Origin of the sequence: Sandaracinobacteroides sayramensis (assembly GCF_022014495.1) — a bacterium.
Lineage (GTDB): Bacteria > Pseudomonadota > Alphaproteobacteria > Sphingomonadales > Sphingomonadaceae > Sandaracinobacteroides > Sandaracinobacteroides sayramense.
Genome location: NZ_JAKLSQ010000002.1, coordinates 1 through 16,857, shown reverse-complemented (window position 1 = coordinate 16,857; position 16,857 = coordinate 1). Strand labels below are relative to the sequence as shown.

Sequence of the window (16,857 nt, the reverse complement as noted above, 5' to 3'; positions counted from 1 at the left end):
GAGGGCGCCGATGCGCGAACCCTCCGATGACCATCTTGACGCCTTAGTCGAAGACGGCCGCGGCGGGCGCAAGCCCGAACGCAAGTGCATCCTTTCGGGTGCGCATGGCGACCGCGCGTCCCTCATCCGCCTCGCGCTCGGGCCGGACGGGCAGGTCTGGCCCGATCTCGCCGCCAAGCTTCCCGGGCGCGGCGCCTGGATCGCCCCCGACCGGGCGGCGCTGGAGCAGGCGATGGAAAAGGGGCGGCTGAAGGGGGCGCTGGCCCGCGCCTTCAAGGCCCAGGCGGCCGTGCCCGAAGACCTGCCCGCGCGAATCGAAAAAGGGCTGGAACGGCGCGCGCTCGACCGGCTGGGGCTCGAACATCGCGCCGGGCATCTTATATTGGGTTCGGAGAAGCTGACGGAATGGGCGCGCGGCGGCCGCCTGTTCCTGCTGCTCCACGCCGCCGATGCGGCGGAGGATGGAACATCGAAGCTGGACCAGGCTTGGCGCAGCGGCGGCGGCGAGCCTGAGGGCTGCATTCGCCTGCCCGTGGGGCGCGAGGCCTTGTCTCGGGCGCTCGGGCGTGAGAATGTGGTGCATTCGGGCGTCAACAATGGCAAGGCAGCGGCGCGGATCTCTGACGAGCTTCGGCGCTGGGCTGCCTTCAATGGCAATCGGGATCTGACAGACGACGTCCGGGCGCAGTCCGGGCGGCGAAACGACGAAGGACGGGAATGAGCGAAGAGGAAAAGCCGAAACTGGGCCTGAGGCCACAGCTCGGCGTGAAACGCACGACCGAAGTGAGCCAGGTGAAGCAGAGCTTCAGCCATGGGCGCACGCACAAGGTCGTGGTTGAGACGAAGAAGGCCCGTGTCTTCCGCAAGCCGGGGGATCCCGCGCCCGCAGACGCTTCTCCTGACTATCAGGACGAGGCCGCCGAAGCCGTGCCCGCCACGCCCGTCGCTGCCCCGGAACCCGTTCAGCCGGCCGCGCCGGCCATGCCCGTCGCCCCGCCGCCGCCCTTCGTGGTGGTGACGGACGAGCCGCTGAATAAGGCCGAACCGGCCCGCCCCGCGCCGAAGCCCGAGCCGGAACCCGAGCCGGAGGTTCAGGCCGCGCCCGAGCCGCAAGCGGAGCCCGCACCCGAAGCGGCTCCGCCCGCCGAAGCCGCTCCGGCGGTCGAGCCGGCCGCCCTGCCCGTGGCGGAAGCCGCGCCCGAGCCGCAGCCGGAACCCGCGCCTGCGCCGGTCGTTGCCGCCCCGGCGCCCAGGCCCGCGCCTGCCCCCGCGCCGAAGCCGGCGCCCAGGCCGGCCGCGCCCGCGAAGCCGGAGCTGACGCCCGTGCAAAGGGCGCTGCAGAATCCGAAGCTGACTCCGCGCGAACGGCAGCAGCTCCTCCTCCGCCTCGCCGAGGAAGAGCGTTTGCAGCGCGCCGAGGAAGGCCGAATCCGCGAAGCCCGCGAAAAGGCGGAAGCGCAGGAAGCCGAGCGCCTGCGCCTGGAGGAAAAAGCCAGGGCAGAGGCCGAGGAAGCCGCCCGCGCGGCGGAAGCCGCCAAGCGCGCCGCCGAAGCCCCGCCTGCGCCGCCCGCCGCCCCGGAAGAGGAAGAGGAGCGCCCGCGCAGCGCGCTGCCCAGCCGTGGCCCGGTGCGCCGCGCCCCCGAGCCGGCCAAGCCCTCGCGTAACGTCCGCGACGACCACCGCCGCCAGGGCAAGCTCACCATCACCCGCGCCACTGGCGACGAGGACGGCACTCGTTCCCGTTCGGTCGCGGCGATGCGCCGCGCGCATGAAAAGCAGAAGCGCTCCGCCCATGGCGGCGGCGCCGCCGCCCAGTCGCGCACGGCGCGCGAAGTGCAGGTGCCCGAAGCGATCACCGTGCAGGAACTCGCCAACCGCATGGCCGAGCGCGGCGCCGATCTGGTGAAGCTGCTGTTCAAGATGGGCATGCCCACCACCATCAACGCCACCATCGACCAGGACACCGCCGAGCTGCTGGTCACCGAATTCGGCCACATCATCAAGCGCGTGTCCGACAGCGACGTGGAACAGGGCATCGAAGGCGAAGCCGATACGCCGGAAAGCCTGAAGCCGCGCCCGCCGGTCGTCACCATCATGGGCCATGTCGACCATGGCAAGACCTCGCTGCTCGACGCGCTGCGCGGAACCGGAGTCGCCGCCGGCGAGGCGGGCGGAATCACCCAGCATATCGGCGCCTATCAGGTGACGCTGAAGTCGGGCGAGAAGATCAGCTTCCTCGACACGCCGGGCCACGAGGCCTTTTCCGAAATGCGCGCCCGCGGCGCCAACGCCACCGACATCGTCGTGCTGGTGGTGGCAGGCGACGACGGCATCAAGCCGCAGACCATCGAGGCCATCGCCCATGTGAAGGCGGCCGGCGCGCCGATGATCGTCGCCATCAACAAGATGGACAAGCCCGGCTCCGACGCCAACCGCGTGCGCACCGAACTGCTGCAGCACGACATCCAGGTCGAGGAAATGGGCGGCGAGGTGCAGGACGTCGAAGTCTCGGCGCTGAAGCGCACCGGCCTCGACGAACTGGCCGAGAAGATCCTGCTGCAGGCCGAAATCATGGAGCTGAAGGCCAATCCCGACCGGATGGGCGAGGCGATCGTGGTGGAATCGAAGCTGGACAAGGGCCGTGGCGCGCTCGCCACCGTTCTCGTGAAGCGCGGCACGCTCAACACCGGCGACATCTTCGTCGTCGGCACCGAATGGGGCAAGGTCCGCGCGCTGGTGAACGACAAGGGCCAGACCATCAAGCAAGCCGGCCCCTCGCTGCCGGTGGAAGTGCTGGGCCTTTCCGGCGTGCCGCAATCGGGCGACCTGCTGACGGTCGTCGAATCCGAAGCCCGCGCCCGCGAAGTGGCGGCCTATCGCCAGCAGGTGGCGCTCACCAAGCGCACCACCTCGGCGCCTGCCAGCCTCGAAAGCATGTTCGCCGGCCTAGCCGAGAAGAAGGCGATGGAGTTCCCCGTCGTCGTCAAGTCCGACGTGCACGGTTCCACCGAGGCGATCGTCTCGGCGCTCAACAAGCTGTCCACCGACGAGATCCGCGTGCGCGTGCTGCACTCGGGCGTCGGCGCCATCACCGAATCCGACGTGACGCTCGCCCGGGCCTCGGGCGCGCTCATCATCGGCTTCAACGTGCGCGCCAACGCCAAGGCCCGCGAAGCCGCGCACCAGGCCGGCGTTCCGCTGAAATATTACGACATCATCTACGACCTGATCGACGAAGTGAAGGCCGGGATGGCCGGCAAGCTCGGCCCGGAATATTTCGAGAATGTTGTCGGCCGCGCCGACGTTCGCGAAGTCTTCCAGGCGGGCAAGTTCGGCAAGGCCGCCGGCTGCCTCGTCACCGAAGGCTATATCAAGCGAAACCTGAAGGCGCGCGTCCTGCGCGACGACGTCATCGTCTACAATGGCTCCATCGCCTCGCTGCGCCGCTTCAAGGACGACGTCACGCAGGTCGAGAAGGGCTATGAGTGCGGCATCGGCCTCGAAAACTTCCAGGACATCCAGCAAGGCGACGTGATCGAGACCTTCGAGATCGAAGAGCGTCTGCGCGAACTGTGAAGCGCCAGCACGCCTCTTCCTCGCAGGACCGGGGCGAAGGCCGGTCCGTCCGCACGCTGAAGGTGGGCGAGGCGATGCGCCACGTGCTGGCCGATGTGCTGGCGCGCGGCACGCTCCGCGACGATGTGCTGGACCGGCACATCGTCTCCATCTCGGAAGTGCGAGTCTCGCCCGACCTGCGCCACGCCACCGCCTACATCATGCCAGTCGGCGTCACCCCCGCCGAGCAGGAAGCGGTGCTGAAGGCCCTCAACAGCCAAAGCAAGCAGCTGAAGGGCGAGATGGCCCGGCGCGTGAACACCAAATACGCCGCCGAAATCCACTTCCGCGTGGACGAAAGCTACGCCGAAGCCGCCCGCATCGACGCCCTGCTGCGCTCCCCCCAGGTCGCCCGCGACCTGGAAGACAAGGCCCCGCCCCGAATCCTCGACGACGAGTGAGGGAGAACGCAGGGGCTCTGCCCCTGCACCCCGCAAGGGGCGTGACGCCCCTTGACCCCCTTTAAGTTTGCAGAAGAGCCCCCCGAAACTGACGGCTGTGCACGCACGTCGGCTTTCGGGGGGCTCTTCTGCAAACTTATGGAGGTGCAGGAGGGTCACCCTCCTGCTGGGGGTCCAGGGGGCAAAGCCCCCTGGCGTTCTCCCTCACCCCGCCGGCGGGGTTTCCGGCGCGGGGACTCGCTTCATGGGCTGGAACTGGCCGAGCTGGCAGCGGGGCGGGTTGGGGCCGCGTGCCATCGAGACGGGGGTGATGGTGTCGAAGCTGCACAGCTGGCTGGTGCGGCTGTTGTGGCGGACGGCCTGGCCGAAGCTGAGGCCGGAGCAGCTGTGCGGCAGATTGTTGCGCCAGGCCTGATTGCGGTTGCGCTCGAAATCGATGGTCCGGTCGTCGATGGCGCGGAAGCTGCGCACCTGGTTCAGGCTGATGCAGTTCACCGGCGGGCCGTCTTCCACCCAGACGCTGCGATTGGCGGAATCGTTGCTGCCGCTCGCGCAGCCGGCGAGCAGCAACGCCGCCCCCAGCAGCCCCATGCCTTCAGACACGCCTTTCGACATCCCCTTCTCCCTCGTCCAGCGGACCCGGCTTGAAGGATTGGGCAAGCTTGCCCTTCTGTCAATCAGCGGGTGGGAACGGGCTTTTCGCCGCTGTAGTCGTAGAAGCCACGGCCTGTCTTGCGGCCATACCAGCCGGCTTCGACATATTTCGTCAGCAGCGGCGCGGGGCGGTATTTCGGGTCTCCGGTCGCCTTCTGCATCACTTCCATGATGGCGTGCAGCGTGTCGAGGCCGACGAAATCCGCCAGCGTCAGCGGTCCCATCGGGTGGTTGGCGCCCAGCTTCAGGCCGGTGTCGATACCCTCGACGCTGCCGACGCCCTCGCCCAGCGCGAAGATCGCCTCGTTCAGCATCGGGCAGAGCACGCGGTTGACGATGAAGCTCGGGCTGTCCTCGGCAACGATGGCGGTCTTGCCCAGCGTCTCGATGAAGCCGCGCGCCGCCGCGCGGCTGTCGTCGGAGGTGGCGAGGCCGGGGATGATTTCCACCAGCTTCATCACCGGCACCGGGTTGAAGAAGTGCAGGCCCACGAACCGGTCCGGCCGGTCGGTGCCGGCGGCGAGCATGGTGATGGAGATGGAGGAGGTGTTGGTCGCCAGCAGCGCCTGCGGCGCCAGCTTGCCGGCGAGGCCGGCGAAGATCTTCTGCTTCAGCCCTTCATTCTCGGTCGCGGCCTCGATCACGATGTCGGCGTCGGCGAATCCGTCCGTGTCCCCGGCGGGGGTGATTCGCGCCAGCAGGGCTTCGGCCGCGGCGGCTTCCAGCGCACCCTTGGCCACCTGCCGGTCGAGCTGCTTGCCGATGCCGGCCTTGCCCTTTTCCGCCCGATCCAGCGCGATATCGGAAAGCACGACCTGGTGGCCCGCGGCGGCGGCCACCTGCGCGATTCCCGCCCCCATGATGCCCGCGCCGATCACACCAACCTTCATGCCCCATTCCTTTCCTGATCCGCCGCCGGAGTTAGCTTGTGCGGCATAAGGTTACAACAAGACGAAATGCCCATCAGGAGAAGTCGTATATTCGGCCCCCCCATGGGCTGACAAACAGCGGAAGATGCCCACCGCATGGAAAAAGGGCCGCCCGCCCGAAGGCAGCCGGCCCTTCCCGATTTCGAACGGTGGAAGCTCAGAGCTTCGACGTCAGTTCCGGCACCAGCTGAAACAGATCGCCGACGAGGCCATAGTCTGCCACCTGGAAGATGGGGGCTTCCTCATCCTTGTTGATGGCGACGATCACCTTGGAATCCTTCATCCCGGCGAGGTGCTGGATCGCCCCCGAAATGCCGACGGCGACATAGAGTTCCGGCGCGACGATCTTGCCCGTCTGCCCGACCTGATAGTCGTTCGGCACATAGCCGGCGTCGACCGCCGCGCGCGAGGCGCCGACGGCGGCGCCCAGCTTGTCGGCCAGCGGGTCGATATATTGCGTGAAGGCTTCGCCCGAACCCAGCGCCCGGCCGCCCGAGACGATGATCTTCGCCCCGGTCAGTTCCGGGCGGGCCGATTGCGTCAGTTCCGCGCCCTTGAAGCTGGAAAGCCCGGAGTCGGCCGCGCCCGACACGGCTTCGACGCTCGCCGAGCCGCCGGAAGCCGCCGCCTTCGGGAAGGCGGTGCCGCGCACGGTGATCACCTTCTTCGCGTCGGACGACTGCACGGTGGCGATGGCGTTGCCGGCGTAGATCGGGCGGGTGAAGGTGTCGGCGCTTTCGACCGACAGGATTTCCGAGACCTGCGCCACGTCCAGCAGCGCCGCCACGCGCGGGGCGATGTTCTTGCCGCGCGACGTGGCCGGCGCCAGGAAGGCGTCGTAGTTGGCCAGAAGCCCGGCCACCAGCGGCGCCACATTCTCGGCCAGCGCGTCGCCATAGGCGGCATCGTCGGCCAGAAGGACCTTGGAAACGCCTTCCACCTTGGCGGCGGCGTCGGCGGCGCCCTGCGCCCCGCTCCCCGCCACCAGCACATGCACTTCGCCACCGGCGAAGCCGGCCAGCGCCCTGGCGGCGGAAACGGCGTTGAGCGTCGCGTCCTTCAGCGACGCATTGTCATGTTCTGCAAGGACCAGCACGCTCATGCGATCACTCCCGCGCTCTTCAGCTTTTCCACCAGTTCGTCGACGGTCTTCACCTTGATTCCGGCCGAGCGCTTCGGCGGCTCGGACACCTTCAGCGTCGTCAGGCGCGGCGTGAGGTCCACGCCATAGTCGGCGGGCGTCTTGTTGGCGATCGGCTTCGCCTTCGCCTTCATGATGTTCGGCAGCGAGGCGTAGCGCGGCTCGTTGAGGCGAAGGTCGGTCGTCACCACGGCCGGCAGCTTCAGCTCGACGGTCTCGAGGCCGCCGTCGATTTCCCGAGTCACCGCCACCTTGTCGGCGGACGGCTCCACTTTGGAGGCGAAGGTACCCTGCCCCCAGCCCAGCAGCGCCGCCAGCATCTGCCCGGTCTGGTTGGCGTCGTCGTCGATCGCCTGTTTGCCCAGGATAATTAGGCCGGGCTGCTCTTCCGCCGCCACCTTGGCCAGCAGCTTCGCCACGCCCAGGCTCTCGGTCGGGCCGTCGGCGGTGATGAGGATGCCCCGGTCGGCGCCCATGGCCAGCGCCGTGCGCAGCGTTTCCTGCGCCTGCGCCGGGCCGACGGAGACGACGACGATTTCCGTCGCCACGCCCTTTTCCTTCAGCCGAACCGCTTCCTCGACGGAGATTTCGTCGAAGGGGTTCATGCTCATCTTCACATTGGCGAGTTCGACCCCGCTCTGGTCGGGCTTCACCCGGACCTTCACATTGGCATCGACCACCCGCTTCACGGGCACCAGAATCTTCATGGGCAGATCGCTCCCCAGTCCACTTGAATTAGCGCGAAACCCCATGAGGCAAGGCAGCGGCGGGTGTCAACGCGCGCGGCCCACGATCAATGGCTGTAAAGCCTATCCTAAATGACAGGGGATTCGACCTGCTCCGCCGCAACGCAGCATCGGCGGCGCCCGATCAATCCCCCGTCTGGATGCGGTCCATCAACTGCTTCACCGTCGGCACGAAGCCGTTCGAGTAGAAGGGGTCGGTCTTGAAATTGAAGGCGGCGTGGCCGGCGAACATCAGCTCATGCTCCGGGTCGGCGCCATGGGCGATGTCCTGCAGCGTCTTCTGGATGCAGAAGCTGCGCGGGTCGGCCAGATAGCCGGTCGTGTGGTCGCCATGGTCCTTCCAGGCGCTGAACGAGCAATGCGAAAGGCAGCCCATGCAATCGGCCTGGTCCTTGCGGATCAGCTTCGATTCCGCGGCGCTCACGAACACCAGCGTGTTGTCGGGGGTCTTCAGCGCGGTGTCGAAACCGGCGCCATGCCATTCCCGCGCCCGGTTGAGATCGTCCCGGGTGACATAATAGGTCTTGCGGCCGACGCCCACGTCCAGCGTGAACTGATGGTCTCCGGCGGCCTCGGTCGAAAAGGCGATCTGCCGCTCCGAACGGCCTTCCAGATTGCGCAGGAAGCTGTTGCGTACCGCCGAGGAATAGAAGCCGGTCGGCGAGAATTTGTGCAGCAGGATGTCGCCTTCCTCCAGATGCGGCAGGCGGGCCTTCCAGCCTTCGGGAATCGGGCTTTCCTGCGTCAGCAGCGGGCGGGTGCCATATTGGAAGGCGATGGTTCCAAGCTCGGGATTGTCGATCCAGTCGACCCAGTCGCGCAGATACCAGACGCCGCCGGCCATCACGATCGGCACGGAATCGGGGATTCCGCCCTCGCGCATCACCTCGCGCAGCTCCTTCACGCGCGGATAAGGGTCCTGCGGCGCGCGCGGGTCCTCGGCGTTGGAAAGGCCGTTGTGGCCGCCGGCCAGCCAGGGGTCTTCGTAGACGACTGCGCCCAGCCACTCGCTGGCCTTGGAATAGGCGCGCTTCCACAGCGCGCGGAAGGCGCGGCCGGAGGAGATGATCGGGTAATAATGCACCCCGTGCCGCGCGGCGATCTCGGAAAGCTTGTAAGGCATGCCCGCGCCGCAGGTCACGCCGTGCAGCAGGCCCTTCGTCTGTTCCAGCACGCCTTCCAGCACGCGCTGCGCCCCGCCCATTTCCCACAGCACGTTGATGTTGAGCGCTCCGCGCCCGGCGCGAATCTCGTCGCCGGCGATGTCGAAGGCGCGGCGCACCTGCTCCACGGCGCCGCGGATGCCATATTCCACCAGCTCCTCATGCCGGCCCTCGCGGGTGCGGCTGTGGTAGATTTGCGGAATCACCTCGCCATTCGAGTCATAGCTGTCGGCGTTCACCGCCGACACCGTGCCCAGCCCGCCGGCCTTCGCCCAGGCGCCCGCCGAGGCGTGGTTGGTGGCGGACACGCCCTTGCCGCCTTCCACGAGCGGCAGGAACGTCTGCCCGCCGACGGTCAGTGCACTCAGAGCCTTCAATTCAGTCTCCCCTCAAGGGCCAGATTACGCCCCAATCGCTCAAAGGTCAGCCCCATCGAACGCGGCCGAAACCACGGCGGCGCGAAGCTCCGGGATGCCGGCCTTCGTCTCGCTGCTCGTCGGCAGGATCGCCGGATAGGCCGCCGGCCGGGTGCGGGCTTCCGCGCCGACCGATTCCAGCACTTCTGCAAGCGCCGTCGGCTTCACCTTGTCGGCCTTGGTCAGCACGATCTGGTAGGAAACCGCCGCCTTGTCCAGCAGTTCCATGATCTCGCGGTCCACCGGCTTCAGGCCGTGGCGGCTGTCCACCAGCACCAGCACCCGCTTCAGCGTCGCCCGGCCGCGCAGATAGTCGTTCACCAGCCGGCCCCACTGCTTCACCACGTCCTTGGGCGCCTCGGCATAGCCATAGCCCGGCATGTCGACCAGCCGCAGCACCGGCGGCTCGCCCACCAGGAACAGGTTCAGTTCCTGCGTCCGCCCCGGCGTGTTGGAGGTGCGCGCCAGCGCGCTGCGCCCGGTGAGCGCGTTCAGCAGCGAGGATTTCCCCACGTTCGAACGCCCGGCGAAGGCGACCTCCGGCAGATCGGCCGGCGGCAGGAACTCCAGCTTCGGCGCCGACAACTGGAAGGCGACCGGCCCGGCGAACAGCCGCCGGGCAGGCTCCAGGTCGATCTCCATTATTGCGCCGGCGCCGGCGCCGGATATTTCTTCAGCAGGATCCACTGCTGCAGGATCGAAACCAGGTTGTTGACGATCCAGTAGATCTGCAGACCCGCCGCGAACGGCGCCATCATGAACATGAACAGCCAGGGCATCCAGGCGAAGACTTTTCGCTGAATTTCGTCGGTGGCGGGCGGATTCAAACGGAACTGCGCCCACATCGTCACGCCCAGGATGATCGGCAGCACGCCCAGATGCAGGAAGCCCGGCGGATCCCATGGAATCAGGCCGAACAGGTTGAAGGGCGTCAGCGGATCGGGGGCGGACAGATCCTTGATCCACAGAAAGGCCGGCTGGTGGCGGATTTCCACCGAGATCAGCAGCGTCTTGTAGAGCGCGTAGAAGATCGGGATCTGCAGCAGGATCGGCAGGCAGCCGGCCAGCGGATTGATCTTCTCCTTCTTGTAGAGCTCCATCAGCTCATATTGCTGCTTCTGCTTGTCGTCCTTATATTTTTCCTGGATTTCCTTCATCTTGGGCGCGAACACCCGCATCTTCGCCATGCTGGCATATTGCTTGTTGGCGATGGGGAACAGCACCAGCCGGACGATCAGCGTCAGGCCGACGATCGCCAGCGCGTAATTGCCGAACAGGCCATAGAGCCATTGCAGCAGGGCGAAGATCGGCTGGGCGATGAACCAGAACCAGCCCCAGGCCAGCGCCCGGTCGAACAGCGGCGCGCCCAGCTCGTCGCGCACCTGGTTCAGCAGCCGCACTTCCTTGGCGCCGGCGAACAGATGGCTGGTGGTGCTGGAGCCCTGCCCCGGCGCCAGCGTTTCCGAAGGCTTCATCCAGTCGACCTGATAGCGGTCTCCATCGGCGGCGGTGAAGCGCGCCTCGATGTTGGACTTCTGGTCGGGGATCAGCGCCGCCAGCCAGTGCTTCTGGGTGATGCCCAGCCAGCCGCCCTTCGAGCTGATCGTCTGCGGGCCATTGTCGCGCAGCTTTTCGAAACCGATATCGCCTTCCTTCAGCGTGCCGTTCAGCACGGCGATGGGGCCGATGTGCAGGTTGAAGGCGTCCTTCTCCGCGCCCACTCCGGTGCGGTTCAGATAGCCGAAGGGGCGCAGCGCCACCGGGCTCGCCGTGCCGTTCAGCACCCGCTGCTGCACGGTGAAGAGGAAGTTCGCGTCGACGGAAACGACCTGCTCGAACACCAGCTTGTCCGGGCTCGTCCAGCGCAGCGTCACCGGCTTGCCGGGCGACAGCGTCTGGGCGGAAGCGCTCCAGCGGGCGTCGGCCGGCGGCGCGCCGGGGCCGACCCAGCCGAAGCCGGCGAATTCCGCGTTCGGCGCGCCCGAAGGCGCGAACAGGCGGATGGGCGCGGAGTCGGCGGCGATCGAAACCCGATGGTCGCGCAGTTCCAGATCGTCGATCCGCGCGCCGGCCAGATTGATCGAGCCCTTGAGGCGCGGCGTGTCGATCGCCACACGCGGGGCGGCGGCCACCGCCACATCGACCGGAACCGTGGCGCCGGGCGCCAGCGGCGCGGCAGCGGCGGTCTCAGCATTCGCCGCTGCCCCCCCTGCTGCCGCCCCTGCCGCCGGCGCTTCCGCCGGCCGCTCGACGGCGGGCCGCGGCGCGGGGAAGAAGCGTTCGCTGAGGAAAGTCCAGCCGAAGAGGACCAGGGCCGACAGCACGACAGCCAGGATCAGGTTGCGATTCTCGGTCGTCACTCGTCTCTCACTTGTCGGTAGGAAAGGGGCGTCTGGAAAACAGGCGGAATTGCTCGGGCACCGGATCATGGCCCTGACCGCCCCATGGATGGCAGCGCGCGACGCGCGCCACCGTCAACCAGAGCCCGGCCCATAACCCATGCCGCCTTAATGCCTCAATGCCATAATGGGAACAGCTTGGGGTGAAACGGCAACTGGGCGGCAGGATCACCGAGAAAGTCAGCTGCCACAGGCGGAACAGCCCCGCCACGGCGCGCGCCGGCCATTCGCCCGGCTTCACGCCGCCGCCTCCAGCTTCGCCCGCGCCTTCGTCAGCGCCTTGCGGGCGAAGGCCAGCAGTTGCTCGAAGGGCATCTCCTCGGGCAGCGAGCGGGCGATGAACACATGGTCGGCAGACGGCACCGCCAGTTCCGGCATCGACAGCCGCGCCACTTCGCGCAGGCGCCGCCGCGCCCGGTTGCGGGCGACGGAATTGCCGATCTTCTTGCTGACGGTGAAACCGGCCCTCGAAACGCCGAGCCCGGTCGGCTTCACCAGCAGCACGAAGGGGGGAAGCGGCACGCGGATTCCGCCGTTCGCGGCCAGGAAATCCCGCCGCCGGGTGATTCGGGAGATGGCGATTCGGGCCGGGGCGGCAGACGGGGCGCCAGGCGGTGCCGCAGGCACCAAAACGGCCGGCACTGGGCCAGCCGTGAAGGATTCGTCAGCCATGCTGTTGTCCGGCCGGGGCCGGGCGGCTCGGCTCAGGCCGAGAGGACCTTGCGGCCACGCGCACGACGGCGGGCGATCACCTTGCGGCCACCGGGAGTCGCCATGCGGGCGCGGAAGCCGTGGCGGCGAGCGCGGACGAGCTTGGACGGTTGATAGGTGCGCTTCATCGGTGTTGCCTCGAAAATGGATTATCGGCCGAAGGCGCTGGCCTCCGGCAAGAGCCGGCGTCCATAGCGAAGGGGCGGCAAAAGGTCAACGCCCGCCGCCGGGCCTGAAAGACGAAAACCCCCACTCCGTCCCCCCGGGCTTGACCCGGGGTCCAGCTTTCTTGTTCCAGCGCGGCGCCTGCAGAAAAGCTGGACCCCGGGTCAAGCCCGGGGGGGACGAGGGCTGGTTGGCCCCTTCAGGCTGAGCCCGGCAGCGCGTAATCCGGCTCGGGGATTTCCTCCATCGCGTGCGCCAGCGCGGTGGACCAGCGCGCGCCCAGATCGTGGAAATAGGCGTCGTCCTCGGCGATCCGGGTCAAGGCCGCTTCCGAGCGGCCCGGGCGGATCACCAGCATGTCGATCGGCAGCCCCACCCCCAGGTTCGACCGCATGGTGGAGTTCATCGACACCAGCCCGATCTTCATCGCCTTGGGCAGCGGCGTGCGATAGTCCAGCAGCCGGTCGAGGATGGGCTTGCCATATTTCAGCTCGCCGATCTGGAAATAGGGCGTGTCCATGCCGCACTCGATGAAATTGCCCTCGCCATAGATCAGGAACAGCCGCGGCGCCCGGCCCTCGATCGAGCCGCCGACCAGCAGAGTCACGCCCACTTCCACGCCCTTCTCGCCGGCCTGCTGCTGGATGGTCTTCTCGATATCCTGCTTGGCGCCCACCATCGCCTCGCCGACGATCTGCGCCACGCGGAACATGCTGGGCGCCGTCTCGATGAACTCCGGCTCGCCCTCCTCCTCCATCACCACCCCTTCATGCAGGCGGTTGATGAGGGCCTGCGTCGTGCTGAGCGAGCCGGCCGACGCGATGGCGACGATGCGCTTGCCCGCCTCGCCGAACACGCGCAGCTTCCGGTAGGTGGAGATATTGTCGATCCCGGCGTTGGTGCGGGTATCCGCCAGCATCACCAGCCCTTCCTTCACCAGCAAGCCCATGCAGTAGGTCATTCGCGCTCGCCCCCCGACTCAGGCCTGTGTCTGGCTCTGGCTTAGACTTCGATGGGTCGCTTGCCGCCCGTGCACGCCGACCGCAAGCGATTCCAGCCCGCCGCCCCGGCGCGAGCCGCGAACGGGCGCGGCTTCTAGGCTGTCCAGCCCCACCGCCACCCGCACATGCCCTTCGGAAGCGCAGACCCCATGCGTCGGATCGAAGGCCACCCAGCCCAGCGTCGGCACGAACGCCTCGGCCCAGGCGTGCGCGGCTTCCTGCTCGGGATGGTCGGGGGCGGCGTAATGGCCGGAGACATAGCGCGCCGCGAAACCCAGATGCCGCGCCGCGGCGATGAAGATCTGCGACAGATCCTGGCAGACCCCGCGCCCCAGCGCCAGCGCCGTGTCGGCGTCCGTCACCACGTCGGTGATGCCCGGCTCGAACTGCATCCGCCCGTTCACCCCCAGCATCAGGCCGTGCAGCGTGTCGATGGCATCTGCCCGGCGGAAGCCTTCGGCGAACCCCTCCAGCGCCGGCGTGATCGCCGTCAGCGCCGTCGAGCGGCGGAACAGAGTGGCGACCAGCGGCTCCTCCACCCCGCGCACCAGCCCGGCCATGTCGCTGGTGATGACCGTGCCGGTCACGTGCAGCGTCAGTTCCTCCACCGGCCGGTCGGCGTAGAAGATGTGGCAGTCATTGCCATAGGCGTCCGTCGACCGCATCAGCCGCCCGTCGGCGTCGGTGTCGATCCGCCACGACACGATCTGCTGCCCGTCCGTCGCGCGCGGGGTCAGGCGCAGCTTCTGCACGATCCCGGTGGCCGGCTCGGAATAGCGATAGCGGGTGATATGGTCGATCTGCAGCAGCATGCCCGGCCCTAGAAGAGATATTGCTCGGCGATGGCGTCGCCCAGCCGGTTGTTCCCGGCGATGAAGTCCAGCAGGAACTCGTGCAGCCCCGCCTGGAACAGCGTGTCGATGTTGCTGGCCGAGAGCTTCCGCAGCGAATTGGCCGCCACCCGGTTCGCCGGCCCCCGCCGCCCGCGCGAGGCGGCGAGCTGGTCCAGCAGCCAAACCGAATCCTCGAGGCAGGCGATCAGCGATCGCGGCATGGCGCGGTTGAACACCAGCAGGTCCGCCACCAGCCAGGGCTTCACCGATTCCCGATACACCCAGCGATAGGCGGTCAGCGCCGAGACGGTGCGCAGCAGCGTCGTCCACTGGAAATAGTCGAGGCTGCCCCCCACCGGCTCGGAGCGCGGCAGCAGCAGATGATATTTCACGTCCAGCAGCCGCGCGGTGTTGTCGGCGCGCTCCACCGTGGTTCCCAGCCGCAGGAACCAGTAGGTCGCCTCGCGCAGCTGCGTGCGGTGCGCCGCGCCGTCGAACATCAGCAGCGAGCCGCGAATGCCGTCGATCAGCCTCACCAGCGTCGGGCTGTCGGGCGTCGCCGTGCCGAAGCGCTGGATTTCGTGCCAGGCGTCGTTCACCGCCTCCCAGGTTTCCAGCGTCAGCGAGGTGCGAACCGCCCGGCCGTTGCTGCGGGCCGCCTCCAGGCAGCGGCGGATGGAACTCGCATTCTCCGGGTCCAGAGTCAGGAAATGCCCGACATGCGCCTCGTCGACCGGCAGGTTGCGGGCGTGGAAGGCGGGCGCGACGGCGGCGGACTGGATGGCGCTTTCCCAGGCCGCCTGCGCCCCGCCGTGCGAGGCGGGGAGAGAGGCAAGGCGCACCGTCGCCTCGATCAGCCGGCAGAGGAAATCGGCCCGCTCCAGATAGCGGCCCATCCAGTAGAGGTTGGCGGCGTTGCGCGAAAGCATCAGCCCTCCTCCGCCTGCCGGTCGAGCACCCAGGTGTCCTTGGTGCCGCCGCCCTGGCTGGAATTCACCACCAGAGAGCCCTCCTTCAGCGCCACCCGCGTCAGCCCTCCGGGGATGATCTTCACCCCGTTCGCCCCGGTCAGCACGAAGGGCCTGAGATCGACATGCCGGGGCGCAAGGCCGGAAGCCGTCAGCGTCGGGCAGGTGGAAAGGGCGAGCGTCGGCTGGGCGATATAATGTTCGGGGTGGGCGCGAAGCCGCGCGGCGAACTCCTGGCGCTGGGCCTGGGTCGCATGTGGCCCCACCAGCATCCCATAGCCGCCCGAGCCGTCGGTTTCCTTCACCACCAGCTCGTCCAGCCGCTCCAGCACATAGGCGAGCGAGTCCGGCTCCCGGCAGCGCCAGGTCGGCACATTGTGCAGGATCGGATCGCGCCCGGTGAAGAAGCGGACGATCTCCGGCATATAGCTGTAGATCGCCTTGTCGTCGGCGATTCCGGTGCCGATGGCGTTGGCGACCGTCAGATTGCCGGCGTGCACCGCCTGCACCAGCCCCGGCACCCCCAGCGCCGAGTCCGGGCGGAACTGCAGCGGGTCGAGGAAATCATCGTCCACCCGCCGGTAGAGCACGTCCACCCGCTTCGGCCCCTCGGTGGTGCGCATGAAGAGGATGTCGCCATGGACGAAGAGGTCCGAGCCCTCCACCAGCTCCACCCCCAGCTTGTCGGCGAGGAAGCTGTGCTCGTAATAAGCGCTGTTGTGGATGCCCGGCGTCAGCAGCGCGAGGCAAGGCTCCTGCCCGCAACTGGCTGGCGCCACCGAGGTCAGCGTTTCCAGCAGCGTTTCCGGATAGGTTTCCACCGGCCGCAGCCCGCCGGCCTCGGAAACGGCGTGGATCAGCTCCGGCACCAGCCGCAGCATCACCTCGCGGTTCTCCAGCATGTAGGAGACGCCGGACGGGGTGCGGGCGTTGTCCTCCAGCACGAAGAATTCGCTCGGCCCGGTCCGCACCAGGTCGATCCCGGCGATCTGCACCCAGATGTCGGCGGCCGGCCGATAGCCCACCTGCGGCAGGCAATATTGCGGGTTCAGCAGCACCAGCTCCTCGGGCACCACCCCGGCCCGGAGGCATTCGCGCGGGCCATAGACGTCCGCCAGGAACAGGTTCAGCGCTTCCACCCGCTGCTTCAGCCCTTCCTCCAGCATCGCCCATTCGCTGCCGGCGATCACCCGGGGCACGATGTCGAAGGGGATCAGCCGCTCGCCGGCGTCCGGGTCGCCATAGACGGCGAAGGTGATGCCGATGCGGCGGAAGAACAGCTCCGCCTGCCGGCGGCGGGTTTCCAGCAGATCGGGGGGGGCGGCGCGCAGCCATCTCTCGACTTCGGCGTAAGCTTCGCGGACCTGCGGCGCATCCGCGCCGCCAAAGAGCGGCCCTGCCCCTTCCGCCGAAGGGTAAGGCCCGAAGCCATAGGTTTCATCGAAGGCGCGTGCGGCCACCTGACCCCCTTTGCCGGCCGGGCGCCCGTCGCCCGGCCCTTGGGGAACATATTGTGCGCCGCACAACCGCCGCGCAACCGGAAAATTGCAGATGCGTTACCGATCGCAGACCAAATGACGATCGTTACCGATCGTCCATGCGCGACGAAGACTCCCGCCCGCGCGCCTGCCGACCACCGGCCCCCGCGTCGCCGCGCGGCGATTCCGCCCGCGGGGCCTGCGCCCGCGCCGGCGGCCGATCGGGCCGGGGCGGCC

At 68.0% G+C, this 16,857-nt stretch carries 17 protein-coding genes; 3 read left to right on the top strand and 14 right to left on the bottom strand.

Annotated elements, in window-relative coordinates; translation table 11 throughout:
• Positions 1–10: 10 nt before the first annotated feature.
• From L6Q21_RS02730 to rbfA, 3 genes are read left to right on the top strand one after another with little or no spacing between them, the layout of a single operon-like run.
• Positions 11–721 (top strand): RNA-binding protein, encoded by a 711-nt coding sequence (locus L6Q21_RS02730; protein WP_237828970.1) that lies wholly within the window; start codon positions 11–13, stop codon positions 719–721.
• Positions 718–3,576, top strand: coding sequence for a translation initiation factor IF-2 (infB, locus tag L6Q21_RS02725; protein ID WP_237828969.1), 2,859 nt, complete (start codon positions 718–720; stop codon positions 3,574–3,576). Before L6Q21_RS02730 ends, infB begins: the two co-directional genes overlap by 4 nt.
• Positions 3,573–4,016 carry a 30S ribosome-binding factor RbfA gene (gene rbfA, locus L6Q21_RS02720; RefSeq protein WP_237828968.1) on the top strand — a complete coding sequence of 148 codons (444 nt, stop codon included), beginning with the start codon at positions 3,573–3,575 and terminating at the stop codon, positions 4,014–4,016. Before infB ends, rbfA begins: the two co-directional genes overlap by 4 nt.
• 204 nt (positions 4,017–4,220) lie before the next feature.
• On the opposite strand, the gene L6Q21_RS02715 is transcribed toward rbfA, so the two are convergent.
• The 14 genes from L6Q21_RS02715 to L6Q21_RS02650 all read right to left on the bottom strand — a co-directional run bounded on the left by L6Q21_RS02715 (position 4,221) and on the right by L6Q21_RS02650 (position 16,602).
• Positions 4,221–4,631, bottom strand: a complete 411-nt coding sequence (locus tag L6Q21_RS02715; RefSeq protein WP_237828967.1) for a DUF6491 family protein — start codon at positions 4,629–4,631, stop codon at positions 4,221–4,223.
• A gap of 62 nt (positions 4,632–4,693) precedes the next feature.
• On the bottom strand, positions 4,694–5,560 hold the full coding sequence (locus L6Q21_RS02710) for a 3-hydroxybutyryl-CoA dehydrogenase (protein WP_237828966.1): 867 nt from the start codon (positions 5,558–5,560) through the stop codon (positions 4,694–4,696).
• 196 nt (positions 5,561–5,756) lie between these two features.
• A complete protein-coding gene (locus tag L6Q21_RS02705; protein WP_237828965.1) occupies positions 5,757–6,701 on the bottom strand; it encodes an electron transfer flavoprotein subunit alpha/FixB family protein in 945 nt (314 codons plus the stop codon).
• Positions 6,698–7,447 (bottom strand): electron transfer flavoprotein subunit beta/FixA family protein, encoded by a 750-nt coding sequence (locus L6Q21_RS02700; RefSeq protein WP_237828964.1) that lies wholly within the window; start codon positions 7,445–7,447, stop codon positions 6,698–6,700. The genes L6Q21_RS02705 and L6Q21_RS02700 overlap by 4 nt, the downstream gene beginning before the upstream one ends.
• A gap of 163 nt (positions 7,448–7,610) precedes the next feature.
• A complete protein-coding gene (locus L6Q21_RS02695; protein ID WP_237828963.1) occupies positions 7,611–9,026 on the bottom strand; it encodes an NAD(P)H-dependent flavin oxidoreductase in 1,416 nt (471 codons plus the stop codon).
• 39 nt (positions 9,027–9,065) lie between these two features.
• Positions 9,066–9,707, bottom strand: a complete 642-nt coding sequence (yihA, locus tag L6Q21_RS02690; RefSeq protein ID WP_237828962.1) for a ribosome biogenesis GTP-binding protein YihA/YsxC — start codon at positions 9,705–9,707, stop codon at positions 9,066–9,068.
• Complete coding sequence (gene yidC / locus L6Q21_RS02685; RefSeq protein WP_237828961.1) at positions 9,707–11,425, bottom strand: membrane protein insertase YidC; 1,719 nt, start codon at positions 11,423–11,425, stop codon at positions 9,707–9,709. The genes yihA and yidC overlap by 1 nt, the downstream gene beginning before the upstream one ends.
• A gap of 7 nt (positions 11,426–11,432) precedes the next feature.
• Positions 11,433–11,675 (bottom strand): membrane protein insertion efficiency factor YidD, encoded by a 243-nt coding sequence (yidD, locus tag L6Q21_RS02680; protein WP_418895792.1) that lies wholly within the window; start codon positions 11,673–11,675, stop codon positions 11,433–11,435.
• 26 nt (positions 11,676–11,701) lie between these two features.
• The gene (rnpA, locus tag L6Q21_RS02675) at positions 11,702–12,136 is read right to left on the bottom strand and encodes a ribonuclease P protein component (protein ID WP_237828959.1); all 435 of its coding nucleotides are present in this window, start codon (positions 12,134–12,136) and stop codon (positions 11,702–11,704) included.
• A gap of 32 nt (positions 12,137–12,168) precedes the next feature.
• The gene (gene rpmH, locus L6Q21_RS02670) at positions 12,169–12,303 is read right to left on the bottom strand and encodes a 50S ribosomal protein L34 (RefSeq protein WP_237828958.1); all 135 of its coding nucleotides are present in this window, start codon (positions 12,301–12,303) and stop codon (positions 12,169–12,171) included.
• 236 nt (positions 12,304–12,539) lie between these two features.
• Positions 12,540–13,301 carry a proteasome-type protease gene (locus L6Q21_RS02665; protein ID WP_237828956.1) on the bottom strand — a complete coding sequence of 254 codons (762 nt, stop codon included), beginning with the start codon at positions 13,299–13,301 and terminating at the stop codon, positions 12,540–12,542.
• Positions 13,302–13,319: 18 nt separating this feature from the next.
• Complete coding sequence (locus L6Q21_RS02660) at positions 13,320–14,153, bottom strand: transglutaminase family protein (RefSeq protein WP_237828955.1); 834 nt, start codon at positions 14,151–14,153, stop codon at positions 13,320–13,322.
• An 8-nt stretch (positions 14,154–14,161) separates the two neighbouring features.
• The gene (locus tag L6Q21_RS02655) at positions 14,162–15,103 is read right to left on the bottom strand and encodes an alpha-E domain-containing protein (protein ID WP_237828953.1); all 942 of its coding nucleotides are present in this window, start codon (positions 15,101–15,103) and stop codon (positions 14,162–14,164) included.
• On the bottom strand, positions 15,103–16,602 hold the full coding sequence (locus tag L6Q21_RS02650; protein WP_418895791.1) for a circularly permuted type 2 ATP-grasp protein: 1,500 nt from the start codon (positions 16,600–16,602) through the stop codon (positions 15,103–15,105). Before L6Q21_RS02650 ends, L6Q21_RS02655 begins: the two co-directional genes overlap by 1 nt.
• Between the last annotated feature and the right edge of the window lie 255 nt (positions 16,603–16,857).

Excerpts from the sequence above, each read along its gene's own strand:
- L6Q21_RS02730 (WP_237828970.1), top strand. The coding sequence starts at position 11 with ATGCGCGAACCCTCCGATGACCATCTTGACGCCTTAGTCGAAGACGGC.
- infB (WP_237828969.1), top strand. The coding sequence starts at position 718 with ATGAGCGAAGAGGAAAAGCCGAAACTGGGCCTGAGGCCACAGCTCGGC.
- L6Q21_RS02715 (WP_237828967.1), bottom strand. The coding sequence starts at position 4,631 with ATGTCGAAAGGCGTGTCTGAAGGCATGGGGCTGCTGGGGGCGGCGTTG.
- L6Q21_RS02710 (WP_237828966.1), bottom strand. The coding sequence starts at position 5,560 with ATGAAGGTTGGTGTGATCGGCGCGGGCATCATGGGGGCGGGAATCGCG.
- L6Q21_RS02705 (WP_237828965.1), bottom strand. The coding sequence starts at position 6,701 with ATGAGCGTGCTGGTCCTTGCAGAACATGACAATGCGTCGCTGAAGGAC.
- L6Q21_RS02700 (WP_237828964.1), bottom strand. The coding sequence starts at position 7,447 with ATGAAGATTCTGGTGCCCGTGAAGCGGGTGGTCGATGCCAATGTGAAG.
- yihA (WP_237828962.1), bottom strand. The coding sequence starts at position 9,707 with ATGGAGATCGACCTGGAGCCTGCCCGGCGGCTGTTCGCCGGGCCGGTC.
- rnpA (WP_237828959.1), bottom strand. The coding sequence starts at position 12,136 with ATGGCTGACGAATCCTTCACGGCTGGCCCAGTGCCGGCCGTTTTGGTG.
- rpmH (WP_237828958.1), bottom strand. The coding sequence starts at position 12,303 with ATGAAGCGCACCTATCAACCGTCCAAGCTCGTCCGCGCTCGCCGCCAC.
- L6Q21_RS02665 (WP_237828956.1), bottom strand. The coding sequence starts at position 13,301 with ATGACCTACTGCATGGGCTTGCTGGTGAAGGAAGGGCTGGTGATGCTG.
- L6Q21_RS02660 (WP_237828955.1), bottom strand. The coding sequence starts at position 14,153 with ATGCTGCTGCAGATCGACCATATCACCCGCTATCGCTATTCCGAGCCG.
- L6Q21_RS02655 (WP_237828953.1), bottom strand. The coding sequence starts at position 15,103 with ATGCTTTCGCGCAACGCCGCCAACCTCTACTGGATGGGCCGCTATCTG.